General features: G+C 71.8%; 10 protein-coding genes and 1 pseudogene. 5 read left to right on the top strand and 6 right to left on the bottom strand.

Translation table 11 applies throughout. From position 1 onward, the window contains the following. Positions 1-6 precede the first annotated feature (6 nt). The 5 genes and pseudogenes from RI138_RS32405 to RI138_RS19675 form a co-directional block, all read right to left on the bottom strand. Positions 7-156, bottom strand: a complete 150-nt coding sequence (locus RI138_RS32405) for a hypothetical protein (RefSeq protein WP_398864417.1) — start codon at positions 154-156, stop codon at positions 7-9. 6 nt (positions 157-162) lie between these two features. Further along, a pseudogene (locus RI138_RS19660) lies at positions 163-722 on the bottom strand (GOLPH3/VPS74 family protein); the annotation flags it as partial. After that, entirely contained in the window at positions 719-1,948 is a 1,230-nt protein-coding gene (fahA, locus tag RI138_RS19665) for a fumarylacetoacetase (protein ID WP_096624920.1), read from the bottom strand. The gene fahA and the pseudogene RI138_RS19660, both read right to left, overlap by 4 nt. Before the next feature lie 244 nt (positions 1,949-2,192). Beyond that, the gene (locus RI138_RS19670) at positions 2,193-4,187 is read right to left on the bottom strand and encodes a CocE/NonD family hydrolase (protein WP_311121000.1); all 1,995 of its coding nucleotides are present in this window, start codon (positions 4,185-4,187) and stop codon (positions 2,193-2,195) included. Between the two features lie 190 nt (positions 4,188-4,377). Next, positions 4,378-5,877, bottom strand: coding sequence for a peptide MFS transporter (locus RI138_RS19675; RefSeq protein ID WP_311122943.1), 1,500 nt, complete (start codon positions 5,875-5,877; stop codon positions 4,378-4,380). 156 nt (positions 5,878-6,033) lie between these two features. Here RI138_RS19675 and RI138_RS19680 point away from each other — a divergent pair, with 156 nt between their 5' ends. From RI138_RS19680 to RI138_RS19700, 5 genes are all read left to right on the top strand, one after another. Beyond that, positions 6,034-7,044 carry a polyprenyl synthetase family protein gene (locus RI138_RS19680; RefSeq protein ID WP_311121001.1) on the top strand — a complete coding sequence of 337 codons (1,011 nt, stop codon included), beginning with the start codon at positions 6,034-6,036 and terminating at the stop codon, positions 7,042-7,044. Positions 7,045-7,306: 262 nt separating this feature from the next. Continuing rightward, positions 7,307-8,599 carry a LolA family protein gene (locus RI138_RS19685; RefSeq protein WP_311121002.1) on the top strand — a complete coding sequence of 431 codons (1,293 nt, stop codon included), beginning with the start codon at positions 7,307-7,309 and terminating at the stop codon, positions 8,597-8,599. Positions 8,600-8,858: 259 nt separating this feature from the next. After that, positions 8,859-9,953, top strand: coding sequence for an ABC transporter ATP-binding protein (locus RI138_RS19690; protein WP_311121003.1), 1,095 nt, complete (start codon positions 8,859-8,861; stop codon positions 9,951-9,953). After that, positions 9,940-10,884 (top strand): ABC transporter permease, encoded by a 945-nt coding sequence (locus tag RI138_RS19695; protein ID WP_311121004.1) that lies wholly within the window; start codon positions 9,940-9,942, stop codon positions 10,882-10,884. Before RI138_RS19690 ends, RI138_RS19695 begins: the two co-directional genes overlap by 14 nt. A gap of 232 nt (positions 10,885-11,116) precedes the next feature. After that, the gene (locus RI138_RS19700) at positions 11,117-11,707 is read left to right on the top strand and encodes a TetR/AcrR family transcriptional regulator (RefSeq protein ID WP_311121005.1); all 591 of its coding nucleotides are present in this window, start codon (positions 11,117-11,119) and stop codon (positions 11,705-11,707) included. A gap of 50 nt (positions 11,708-11,757) precedes the next feature. On the opposite strand, the gene RI138_RS19705 is transcribed toward RI138_RS19700, so the two are convergent. Continuing rightward, positions 11,758-13,125 (bottom strand): serine/threonine-protein kinase, encoded by a 1,368-nt coding sequence (locus tag RI138_RS19705; RefSeq protein ID WP_311121006.1) that lies wholly within the window; start codon positions 13,123-13,125, stop codon positions 11,758-11,760. Positions 13,126-13,283: the final 158 nt, after the last annotated feature.

The raw sequence follows: 13,283 nt of genomic DNA on the forward strand, positions 1-13,283 counted from the left end.
GTCCCCTCAGTCCCCACCCCCGCCCCCGCCACACCCACCGCCACCCCCGCCGTCGCTCCAGCCCCCGCCGTCACCGCTTCCGCTGTTGGAGCGGTCCTGCTTGACGTTGCGGTAGACCGCCAGGGCGGTCCACTGGGCGCGGAGCAGGAGCTTCATCGCGGGCCGGCTTCCGCGGCCCTGGGCGCTCAGGGTGGTGGCGAGGCCGGTCGCGGCGGCCAGGGCTGCCAGGATGCGGCTGCGCTGGTCGGGGAAGCCGTGGGCCTCGGCGTGCTGGAAGCGCCGGAGGGCCGCCGCGCACAGGTCCGGGTGGACCGGGAAATGGCGCTGGTAGGGGAACAGGCCGAGGAAGCGGCGGGTCTCCCGGCTCAGGAGGCCGCGCTGGACCAGGGCGTCCAGGTGGTTCTCCTCCGCGTACTGCGCGTGCTGCCGTACCCACCTCTTGGCGTTGGTCCCGGAGCGGAAGCGGCTCTTGCTCGGCGGGTCCAGCGTGCGCAGCAGGGAGGCGAGCAGCGGGTCGGCCGGGTCCAGGGGTTGACCACCTGGACCCGGCCGCGCTCCTCGCGTATCCGCCCCTGGAGCTCCAGCTCGGCCAGGACCGCGCCGGCCGTGGCGTAACGGAGGTAGTCGCGGGCACAGTGCGGCTTGCCGCGCTGGGGGTCCAGCGCGAGCAGCAGCATCTCCTCGGGCAGTGTCAGGGCGGGTGAGGATGCGGGTGAGCTCATGGTGCGGTGACGATCCTTCCGGTCACGTCGCCGAGGCCCACGCGGGTGCCGTGCGGGCCGGGGGCCCAGGCGGTCAGGGTGACCGTGTCGCCGTCCTCCAGGAACGTCCGCTTGCCCTCGGGGAGTTCCAGGGCGTCGCGGCCGTTCCAGGTGAGCTCCAGCAGCGAGCCGCGCTGGGTGGGCTCGGGACCGCTGACCGTGCCGGAGCCGTACAGGTCGCCGGTGCGCAGCGACGCGCCGTTGACCGTCATATGGGCGAGCTGCTGGGCGGCCGTCCAGTACATCGAGGCGAACGGCGGCTCGGCGACGACCTGGCCGTTGATCTCCACGGAGATCCGGATGTCGAAGCCGCCCGGCTCCTCGTCCGCGGAGTCGTCGAGGTAGGGGAGGAGGGGGAAGTCCCGGGCCGGGGGCGCGGTGCGGGCCGCGTCCAGGGCCTCCAGCGGGGTGACCCAGGCGGAGACGGAGGTGGCGAAGGACTTGCCGAGGAACGGGCCGAGCGGCACGTACTCCCAGGCCTGGAGGTCGCGCGCGGACCAGTCGTTGAGGAGGAAGAGCCCGAAGACGTGCTCGCGGAAGTCGGCGAGCGGGACGGGAGTGCCGTGGGCGGAGGGGACGCCGACGACGAAGCCGACCTCGGCCTCGATGTCCAGCTTCACCGAGGGCCCGAAGACGGGTGCCGGGTCGGTGGGGGCCTTGCGCTGGCCGCTGGGGCGCGCCACGTCCGTGCCGGAGACCACGACGGTGCCGGAGCGGCCGTGGTAACCGATCGGCAGGTGCTTCCAGTTGGGGGTGAGCGCGTCGCCGTCCGGCCGGAAGATCTTTCCGACGTTGGTGGCGTGGTGCTCGCTGGCGTAGAAGTCGACGTAGTCCGCGACCTCGTACGGCAGGTGCAGGGTCACCGTGTCCACCGGGTGCAGCAGCGGTTCGATGTCCGCGCGGTGGGCGGGGACCGTCAGCCAGGCGGTGAGCGCGCGGCGTACGTCCCGCCAGGCGGTGCGGCCCGCCGCGAGCAGCGGCGTCAGGCTCGGCTGGGCGAGCAGCCCCGCGTACGGGGAGCCCAGCGCGTGGGCGGCGGCCCCGGCGTCCAGGACGTGGTTGCCGATGCGGACGCCGACCCGGCGGTCCTCGGGGTGGCCGGGGGTGGAGAACACACCGTACGGAAGGTTGTGCGGGCCGAAGGGGTCGCCCTCGGCCAGATCGAGCGGGCTGCTCTGCTCGGGCATGTGGTGCTGCCTCGCTTTCCAGGTCGCGTTGAGGACACGTTACGTCGGTGCTCCTACCCAGCGGCAGTGCCCTGACTATCCCCAACTGCGTACATTGCCCGGAAAGTTCGTAAGGTTCCCGGGGTTTCCTGGCCGGGTCCCCCGGAAATCCGGGGGACCCGGGAACGAAACATGGCTCCGCTCAGCCCGCCGTGCGGCGAAACGCGACCCCGCTCGGCCCGCCGCGCGACGAGGCGCGCCCCGCTCAGCCCGCCGTGCGCGGAATCCGCTTCTCCCAGGTGCGGTGGAAGACGATCTCGTCGCCGTCCTTGCAGATCACCTCGTCGGAGGTGATGAAGTCGTGGTCGTCGGCGGTGATCTCCGAGCGCGTCTCGATCTTCACGTCCCAGGCCATCTCCGGCCGGTGCAGCCGGATCGTCCAGTCGGACCGGGTCCGAGGGGAGAGCGGGTCGTCCTGCTGGACTGCGTACACCTCCAGAGCGTCCTCGGTGAATTCGAGGCCGTCGGGGTAGACCCGCGTACCGCCGTAGCGGGGGTCGACCTCCAGCCGCCATTCGCCCTTGGCGACATCGCGGACGACGAGGCGTTCGGGGCGCGGCTCCTCCAGGGTGACGGGGTGGACCACGCCGAGCGGTTCGGACTGTTCCGGTTCGCCGAAGCTGATGGCCGGGTCCTCGGTGTGACGGCGCACCGGCAGTTCGACGAAGCTGCCGTCCGCGTCGAGGGTGAACCCCGCCGAGCCGGCCTGCGGCCAGATCCAGGGCCAGTACGAGGAGGAGATCGCGAGCCGGATGCGGTGGCCGGGCGGGAAGGTGTGCCCGATGCCGTTGAGGTCGAAAACCACGTCCTCGGTCTCGCCCGGCGGCCAGTTGTCGGTGCGGTCGCGGCCGTGCCGGGCGGCGAGGTTGAGGGCGCCCCGGGTGACGAGTGTGGAGGAGCCGTCGGGGGCGACGTCGCAGAGGCGGGCGATGGCCTGGCCGCGCGGCACGTCCATCCGGATGCGGAGCTTCACCCGGGGGCGGCCGAGGATCTCGATCGGCGCGCCGGCGACCGGGAACTCGAACGACACCGACTTCGCGTCCTCGTCGCGCTGGTCCGGCGGCAGGTCCGCGTCGTTGCCGAACGGGAAGAAGCGGCCCGCGTCAAGGCCGGTCTGCTGCGGCGAGGCGACGATCCGCTCGCCGCCCTGGAGGGCGTACGCCACCGGGGTCACGTTCTCCGAGGGCCAGGAGGCGTCCCCGACCCAGCGGCCCGGCAGTGACTCGTACACGGTGGCGGGCGGGTGCGAGCCGCTGATCCAGGAGCGCAGCAGAGGCTCCGCCATCACCCCGGTCTCCTTGCCCTTGAGGTGCTGGTCCCACCAGCGCAGGGTCTCCTGGAGAAAGCCGATCCCCGGTCCCGGCGGCAGCCCCCGGTCGGGGTACTGGTGCGACCACGGGCCGATGATTCCGCGCACCCGCTCCGGGGCGAGGTGCTGGACGAGGCGTAGGACGGTGTCGCGGTACGGGTCGTGCCAGCCGCCGACCGCGAGGACGTTCGCCTTGATCGCCCCGTAGTCCTCGCAGACGCTGCCGTGCTTCCAGTAGTCGTCGCGGCTCTGGTGGGCCAGCCAGGTGTGGATGAAGGGGCCGACGGCCTCCAGCCGCTTCAGCCACATCTCCTTCCAGGCGTCGCCGACCTGTGCCGGGTCCGGCGGGCGGCAGACGAAGGCGAGCATGGTCGCGGCCCAGGCGTGCATGTCCACGGCGAGGACTGAGCCGCCCATGTAGTGGACGTCGTTGTCGTAGCGGTCGTCGGCCGAGCAGACGGTGACGATCGCCTTCAGCGGCTCCGGGGCGAGGGCCGCGATCTGGAGCGAGTTGAAGCCGCCCCAGGAGATCCCGAACATCCCGACCCGGCCGGAGCACCACTCCTGCTGGGCCAGCCAGTGGACGACGGCGACTCCGTCCTCCAGCTCCTGCGCGTCGTACTCGTCGCCCGGCAGCCCCTCGCTGTTGCCGTGACCGCGTACGTCGACCCGTACGGAGGCGTAGCCGTGGCCCGCGTACCAGGGGTGACGCTGCCAGTCGCGCGGGGCGGTCCAGTCGCTGAGCCGGTAGGGCAGGTACTCCAGCAGGGCGGGGACCGGCTCGTCGGTCAGCGGGCGCCAGATCCGGGCGTAGAGCCGGGTGCCGTCGGACAGCGGGATGTACACGTCCTCGTGGGTCGTCTCGTACGGGAACTCGGTCGTGATGTTCATGGGTCACCTCGATGTACGACGACGCGGGGCGGAGGAGTGGCCGAGGGGCGGTCGGTGGGCGGGTCGGTGGGCGGGGCGTTCGGATGGTGTACGGGTTGGTGGGCGGGGTGTTCGGATGGTGTACGGGTTGGAGGGTGGGCGCTCGGACGGTGTACGGGTCGGTGGCCGGGATGCTCGGATGGCGTACGGGTCAGTGGACGGGGTGCATCGTGCGCTTCAGCCAGGGTGCGGCGACGATCATCGCGACCCCGGCCGCCACCGCGATCGCCCCGTTGACGCCGAAGTACGCGGGGTTGGAGACCTGGCCGTACAGCTTCACGATCTGGGCCTGGATGCCGTTGGCCAGGGCGAGGGAGAGGAACCACAGCGCCATCGTCTGGCTGGCGAACGCCTTCGGGGCGAGCTTGGTGGTGGCGGACATGCCGGAGGTCTCCAGCAGGATGTCGCCGAGGCCGAGCAGCAGATACGAGCCGACGATCCACCAGGCCGCCATCCGGTACACGTCGTCCGCGTGGCCGGAGGTGGGCAGGACCATCAGCAGGAAGGAGAGCCCGCCGAGGATCACGCCGAACGCGATCTTGTTGGAGGCGTGCGGCTGGCGGGGGCCCATCCTGACCCAGACGGCGGCTACCACCGGGGCCAGCGCCACCTCGAAGGCGCCGAGCGCGGAGGCGTACCAGCTGGCGGGGAAGTGGAAGCCGAGGATCTCGGTCCGGGCGTTGGCGGACGCGAGCAGCATCATCGTCGAGTACGCCTGGAAGAGGATGAAGTTGAAGACGACGGACCCGAGGAAGAGGACGACGTACGGGCGGAGCCTGCCGCGCTCCTCGGCGGTGACCCGGGGGGAGCGGAACATCACCACGAAGTAGACGACCGGCGCGATCACCGAGACGGCGGTGAGGACGTCGACGAACCGGTCCATCGTGAGCCAGCCGGCCAGGGCCAGCGCGGTGGCCAGGACGGCGGCCACCACGGCCCCGCCGATGATCATCCGCACCGCGCGGCGCATCGCGTCGGGGGCCAGCGCGAATTCGGCGGCGTGCCTACGCCCGGCCAGGTGACGGCGGCCCGCGACGTACTGGATCAGGCCGAAGGTCATCCCGATCGCGGCGGCCGAGAAGCCCCAGTGCCAGCTCCAGTTCTCGCCGAGCCAGCCGGTGATCAGCGGTCCGGCGAAGGCGCCGATGTTGATGCCCATGTAGTAGAGGGCGAAGCCGGCGTCGCGCCGCTCGTCCTCGGTGCGGTAGAGCTTGCCGACCATGGAGGCGACGTTGGGCTTGAGCAGGCCCGTTCCGGCGCTGATCAGGCCGAGGCCCACCCAGGTCATCGCGTCGGTGGGCACGGCCATCGAGTAGTGGCCGCAGGCGATGAGGACGCCGCCGTACAGGACGGCCCGGTACGAGCCGAGGATCCGGTCGGCCAGCCAGCCGCCCGCGACCGAGACCAGATAGACCAGGGTCCCGTACGCGGCCGACACGGAGGCGGCGGTGCCGGGGTTCATGCCCATGCCGCCGTTCGCCACCGAGTCGGCGAAGAACAGCACCAGGATCGCCTGCATGCCGAGGAACGAGAACCGCTCCCAGACCTCCAGACCGGACAGCGTCGTCAGGCCCCGCGGATGCCCGAAGAAGGCATGATCGTCTTCGGGTGGCGGCTCGGCCTGCTCGGTGTCGGCGGCGGTGTGGGACAAGGCGGACACTCCCGATCGTATGAGCTGATCACGAACATACCGGCGGTCGCGGGAAGCCGCCCACGGTGATCCAAAGGGGACCGGATACGCTGAGTTGAATGAAGACAGCGACACATCGACATTGCGTGTGATCGTCAGCAGACAGGAGATGCCCTCGTGACCGTCGTCGGGCCGTTCGGACTGCACGTGCGGGACCAGGCTCTTGAGGCCGATGTCCAGTCGGGCCTGGCCGCTGTCGAGGCGGGGCTGCTCGAAGCCACCAAGAGTGATGTGCCCTTCATTACGGAGGCCGCCCAGCACCTGGTGCGGGCGGGGGGCAAGCGCTTCCGCCCGTTGCTGGTCATGCTCGCGTCACAGTTCGGTGATCCGGACGCCCCGGGCGTCGTGCCCTCGGCCGTCGTCGTCGAGCTGACGCACCTGGCCACGCTGTACCACGACGACGTGATGGACGAGGCGGACGTGCGGCGCGGGGTGACCAGCGCCAACACCCGCTGGGGCAACTCGGTGGCCGTCCTCACCGGCGACTTCCTGTTCGCCCGCGCCTCCCACATCCTGGCCGACCTCGGCCCCGAGGCGGTCCGCATCCAGGCGGAGGCCTTCGAGCGGCTCGTCACCGGCCAGATCCTGGAGACCGCGGGCCCGCGCGACGGCCGCGACCCGGTCGACCACTACCTGGACGTCCTCAGCGGCAAGACCGGCTCGCTGGTCGCCGTCTCCGGCCGGCTCGGCGCGATGATGTCCGGGGCGGACGAGCGGACCGTGGACATCCTCACGCAGTACGGGGAGCGGCTCGGCATCGCCTTCCAGCTCGCCGACGACGTCCTCGACATCGCCTCGGACTCCCACGAGTCCGGCAAGACCCCCGGCACCGATCTGCGCGAGGGCATCCCGACCCTCCCGGTCCTGCGGCTGCGCGCCCAGGCCGCCGAGGACGGCAAGCCCGACGACCTGGAGCTCGTCGAACTGCTCGACGGCGACCTGAGCGACGACGCCGTCCTCGCAGAGGCGCTGCGCCGACTGCGCGCCCACCCGGCGCTGGAGCAGGCCCGCAAGGACACCGTGCGTTACGCCCAGGAGGCGCGCGCCACGCTGGCGCCGCTGCCCGAGGGGTACGCGAAGTCCGCGCTGGAGGAGCTGTGCGACGCGGTGGTCCACCGGGCGGGCTGAGTCCGGCGCTGTCAACCCCGGCGCGGGCTGAGTCCGCGTTGTGCACCCTCGATGCGGGCTGAGTCCGGCGCGCTGTGTGCCACCGACGCAGGTTGACGTGGTGTCACCCGGCGGCCTACCCCTACTGGATGGCCCAGGTGCCCCGTCCGGTTGTCATACCGGAGCAGTAGGCGGAGTTGATCCCGCGGGCTGACGCTTCGGCCCGTCCGTTTTGGTCAGATGGATACCAACGGAAGCCGCCGACCACGGAGGTAGGGCACACATGGCACCGAACGACAGCGCAGAGACCACCGGCGCAGAGACCACCGGCGGGGCCACGGGCACTGTCGTGGGCCGCCGGAAGGCGGCGCGCTACATCGTCCCCGTCGCGGTCGCGGGGGTGGCGGCCGCGACCATCGGACTCGTCCCGGCACTCGCGAACTCCGGCGACCCCGATCTGCCGAAGATCACCGCGCAGGAGCTCATCGAGAAGATCGCCGCTTCCGACGAGGAGCAGCTCTCCGGCACGTTCAAGATCAGCACCGACCTGGGCCTGCCCCTCGACGGCCTCGCGGGCTCGCTCGTACCGGGCGGGGCCGACGGCTCAGGCGAGGGCAAGGACGGCGGGGCCGACGGCTCAGGCGAGGGCAAGGACGGCGGGGCTGCCGCGCCGCAGGACAAGCTCATGGAGCTGACGTCCGGCACGCACACGCTGCGGGTGGCCGCCGACGGCCCGGAGAAGCAGAAGCTGTCCATCCTCGGAAACGCGTCCGAGTACAGCGTCATCCACAACCAGGGTGAGGTCTGGGCGTACGACAGCAAGTCCGACGAGGTCTACCACGCCGAGGCCCCCGAGGGCCGGGGCGGCGACAAGGAGGCCCCTGAGGCTCCCAAGGGCGCACCGGCCACCCCGAAGGACTTCGCCGAGCAGGCGCTCAAGGCGGCCGGGGACACCACCTCGGTCACCGTCGACGGCACGGCGCAGGTCGCCGGGCGGGACGCGTACCAGCTGCTGATCAAGCCCAAGCAGTCCGGTTCGACGATCGGCTCGGTCCGCATCGCCGTGGACGCCGAGAACGGCGTACCGCTGAAGTTCACCCTGTCCGCGGCGAGCGGCGGCAAGGCCGTGGTCGACGCCGGGTTCACCAAGGTCGACTTCTCCAGGCCCGCCGCGTCCACGTTCGACTTCACCCCGCCGAAGGGCGCCAAGGTCACCGAGGCCGACGAACTGGAGACCGGCAAGGACGAGCGGGGCCTGGCGCAGAAGCCGCTCCCCGGACAGCTCGCCGAACTGGACGGCTTCGAGGGCGTCAACGTCATCGGCAAGGGCTGGACCTCGATCGCCGAGATCAAGGCCCCCGGCGGCAAGGGCCTCCCCGCAGCGGGCTCGGGCGACGTCCCGGCCGAGGCGCAGGGCTTCCTCGACGCGCTCGGCGACAAGGTCACCGGAAAGTTCGGTTCGGGCACGGTCTTCAAGACGCGCCTCGTCAACGCCCTGCTGACGGATGACGGCAGGGTATATGTCGGAGCGGTGACGAAGGACGCGCTGGTGCGCGCCGCCGACGCCGCAAAGTAAGGCCGCCGCCGGGAAGTAGGAACGCCGGGAGGACCGGAGGGTCTGAGGATCGGAGGGTCTGAGGACCGGAGGGTCTGAGGACCGGAGGGTCTGAGGTCCTGCTGGCCTGCCGACCTTCCGGGTCCTGACGGCCACGACGGCTCTGACGGCTCTGACGGCCTCGACCGCCCCGCCGCGCACCCGTGCGGCGGGGCGGTCGTGGAGCAGGGCCTCGGAGGCGCCGCGTATGGAGAGCGGGAGACGGGAGAGGTGTGACCGCATGACGTCGACAGGGACAGCCGCCTCGCGAGACGCGGCCCCGAACGGCAGCACCGCCCCCTTCCCCGCTCCCGACCCGGTCATCCGGACCAGGGGCCTGACCAAGCGCTATCACGGCGGTCAGCCGGCCGTGGACGGCCTCGACCTCACCGTGCCCGGCGGCAGCGTCTTCGGCTTCCTCGGCCCCAACGGCTCCGGGAAGACCACGACGATCCGGATGCTGATGGGCCTCATCGACCCGACGTCCGGCACCGCCGAGGTGCTCGGCAGCCCCATGCCGAGGGCCACCCGTACGGTGTTGCCGCAGGTCGGCGCGTTGATCGAGGGGCCCGCGCTGTACGGGTTCCTGAGCGGCCGGGACAACCTCCTGCGGTACGACCGGGCCGACCCCACCGCCGACCCGCGCACCCGCCGGGTCCGCGTCGACCACGCCCTGGAACGGGTCGGGCTCGCCGCCGCCTCCGGCAAGAAGGCCAAGGCGTACTCCCTCGGCATGAAGCAGCGCCTCGGGCTGGCCGCGGCCCTGCTCCGGCCGCGCAGGCTGCTCGTCCTGGACGAACCGACCAACGGCCTAGACCCGCAGGGCATGCGCGAGATTCGTTCCCTTGTGCGGGAGCTGGCGGCCGATGGCACCACGGTCTTCCTCTCCTCCCACCTGCTGGACGAGATCGAGCAGGTCTGCACGCATGCCGCGGTGATGGCCCGGGGCCGGTTGATCGTCCAGGGCCCGGTCGCCGACCTTGCCGCGACAGCCCGGGGCCGGCTCACCGTCGTGACCCCGGACCTGGCCGCCGCCGCCCGCATCCTGAAGGCGCACGGACTCACGGGCCTGAGCGCCGACGGCGACGCCCTGAGCGCCCCAAGCGCCGACCGCGATGGCTCAAGCGCCTCAAGCGCCTCAAGCGCCCCAAGGGCCCCCAGCGCCGACGGCGACCGACTGACCGCCGACGCGCCGTCCGCTGCCGTGGACCTCGCCGACCTCAACGCGGCGCTGGTGGGCGGCGGGGTGCGGGTGCGGTTCTTCGGCGTCGAGCGGGGCTCGCTGGAAGATGCCTTCGTCGCGCTCACGGGAGAGGGATTCGATGTCGCAGGCTGAGCAGGTCACGGCTACGGGGAGCGCGGATGGACCGGAGGCCCCGCCCCGCCCCCGTAGCCTGCTGTGGACCCCGCCCCGGCCCCGTAACCCGCTGTGGACCCTGGGCCTCCTCCGGTCCGAGCTCACCACCCTGCTCCGCCGCCACCGGACGTTCGCCCTGCTGGGTGTTCTCGCCGCCGTCCCCGTCCTCATCGGGATCGCGGTCCGTATCGAGACGGGCGGCGGCGGTGGAGGGGCGGGCGGAACGGACGGAGGGGCGGGCCCGGCGTTCCTCGCCCAGGTCACGAACAACGGCCTCTTCCTGGTCTTCGCCTCCCTCGCCGCGACCCTGCCGGTGTTCCTCCCGATGGCCGTCGGCGTCGTGGCGGGTGACGCGATCGCGGGCGAGGCGAGCAGCGGCACCCTGCGCTATCTGCTGGTAGCCCCGGCGGGCCGGACCCGGCTGCTCCTCGCCAAGTACGCCTCCGTCCTGACGTTCTGCCTGGTGGCGACCCTGGTCGTGGCCGCCTCGGCGCTGGCGGTGGGGGCGCTGTTGTTCCCGGTGGGGGAGGTGACCACGATCTCCGGGACGAGAATCAGCTTCGGCGAGGGACTGGTGCGGGCCGGGCTGACAGCGGCCGTCGTCGCGCTCTCGCTGACCGGGTTCGCAGCGCTCGGGCTGTTCGTCTCGACGCTGACGGGCAGCGGGATCGGGGCGATGGCGGCCACGGTGGGGCTGCTGATCACGGTGCAGATCCTGGACAGCATCCCGCAGCTGAGCGGGGTCCACGCCTATCTGTTCCCGCACTACTGGATGTCCTTCGCCGACGTCCTGCGCGAACCGGTCCACTGGGACGACCTGGTCAAGAACTTCCAGTTGCAGGGGCTGTACGTGGCGGTGTTCGGTTCGGCCGCCTGGGCACGCTTCACGGCCAAGGACATCACGGCCTGAACGGTAGGGCTTGAGCGGGGTTCCCTGGCCGGATCGGATCGGTGGCGAGTCGTCCGTGCCGTCGGCCGGGCGAGCCGTCCCCCGATCGGCTCGTCGCGGCACGAACGGCACGAACGGTGCGAAGAAAGGGAACAACACGACACGGCACGTTCCGTTTCCGCATGGGTTATGTTCGGTCCTTGGCGACGAGCTGTCAACAAGAGATTGGCTGAATCCCCCCTATGCTCACCGAATGATCACATCGCCGAGCAGTGTGCGCCGCAGCGAACGGTCACGTCGCGCGATCCTGCGAGCCGCCCTCGACCTCTGTACCGAGCGGGGGTACGGGCACGTCACGATAGAGGCCATCGCGGCCCGCGCCGGGGTCAGCAAGAAGACGATCTACCGCTGGTGGCCGTCGAAGGGAGCCGTCCTGCTGGAGGCGTTCACCGACGCCCTGGTCGACGCCACGCCGTTCGTGGACACCGGCGACATCGGAGCCGATCTGCGTACGCATGTGGCGGGTGCGGTGAACCTGCTCTCCGTCCCGCCGTTCGGCCCCGCCTACGCGGGCATCCTCTCGGAGCTGCACCACGACGACGTCCTCGCGCAGACCCTGCGGGAGCAGCTGGTCGACCCGCGCGTCGAGGAGGCGGTGGGCCGGCTGCGCAGCGCCCAGCAGGCGGGCCAGATCCCGCCCGGCGCGGACCTGCCGCTGGCCGTGGAGATGCTGTACGGCCCCCTCTACTACCGCCATGTGCTGCGCAAGCCGGTCCAGGACGAGGAGACGATCGCCGCTCTCGTGGCCCACGTGCTGCGGGCGCTGGGGGCGCCGGGGTACTGAGACCGGCCCCGGCCCCGGAGCGGGGCGGGGAGGAGCGGGCCCCTCGGGCCCTACAGAAAGCACTCCAGGATCAGCGGCAGGTCCGCAAGCCACTCCTGGAGCCGGGCCCGTCGGCGGGCCGCGAGCAGGCACGAGTGGGCGGTGCCGTTGCGCAGGTGCACGGTGACCCCGAGGTGCTTGGGGCCCTGGGCCGCGTAGGTGACCGTGCTGATCTCGGCCCAGCCGTACTGCGTCTCCACGCCTGTCGGACCGAGTGTGACGCCCGCGGCGTCGACGAGGAGCGAGCTGTCCCGACCGACGGCGATGAAGGCGAGGTCCGCTTCGGCCGACGCGTCGTCCACGTGGAGGGCGTTTTCGGTCGGCGCCTGGTGGAGTGGTGGCAGGTAGGCGTTGGATGGGGCGCCGAAGGGGGAGTGGGAGGGCGGCGGGGGTACGGCCGCGACGGGTGTAACGGGTGTAACGGGTGCGGCGGGTGTAACGGGTGCGACGGGTGCAGCGGGTATGACGGGTGAGGGCGACGTGGGGGAGTACGGCGCGTTGTCCGGGGCGAACAGGTCCAACAGCCGCTCCGGGGTCGGGCGTTGGTCCGGCTCCTTGGCCAGGCACGACTCCGCGACCGGCCGCAGCCCGTCCGGTACGGCGGTCAGGTCCGGCGGCTCGTGCACCGACCGGTACATCATCCCCATGGGCGTGCCCGCCCCGAACGCGCTGCCGCCCGCCGCCGCGACGAGCACGGCGCCCAGTGCGAACACGTCGGCGGCGGCGCCGACTTCGAGCCCCTGGGCCTGTTCCGGCGCCAGGAAGCCCGGTGTCCCGAAGGCCATGCCGGTGGCCGTCAGCCGGGTCGACTCCAGCGCCCGTGCGATACCGAAGTCCAGGACGCGCGGCCCGTCCGGGGCCATGATGATGTTGCCGGGCTTCAGGTCGCGGTGGACGAGGCCGCAGCCGTGGATCGCCGCCAGCGCCTCGGCGAGCGCCGCGCCCAGTTGCCGCAGCCGCTCCTCGCCCATGGGCCCCTCGGCCTCCAGCAGCGCGGTGAGCGTGGGCCCGGGAACGTAGGCCGTGGCCAGCCAGGGCACGGCTGCCGTCGGATCGGCGTCGACCACCGGGGCGGTGTGGAAGCCGCCCACGCTGCGCGCGGCGTCGACCTCGGCACGGAACCGCTCCCGGAAGTGCGGGTCGCTCGCGAGCTCCTGACGCGCCACCTTCACGGCCACCGCACGCCCACCGCGCGAACGCGCCAGATAGACGGTGCCCATCCCGCCGGATCCCAACTCCCGCTCCACGACGTAGCTGCCGATACGCGGGGGCGGGCTTCCGCCTATGTGGTGGGACAGCAGGCTGCCACCGGCCTGTTCCGCCAGACTCGCGTTGCCCTGTTCCGGCAGGCCTTGGCGGCCGTCCGTCTCGTGCCCCATGTGCCGCACGCCTCCCCCTGTGCTCCGGGGCTCAGTATGACGCAGGCCCAGGGGGCCACCGGGTCGTCTCCGCCGCCCCCGGTGGCCTCGGCGGCCTCGGTGGAAGATTTTGCCGAACGGTCGACCACGCGCCTCCCCACCCCGGATAGCGTCCTCAC

The sequence above is a fragment of the Streptomyces durocortorensis genome, assembly GCF_031760065.1.
Lineage (GTDB): Bacteria > Actinomycetota > Actinomycetes > Streptomycetales > Streptomycetaceae > Streptomyces.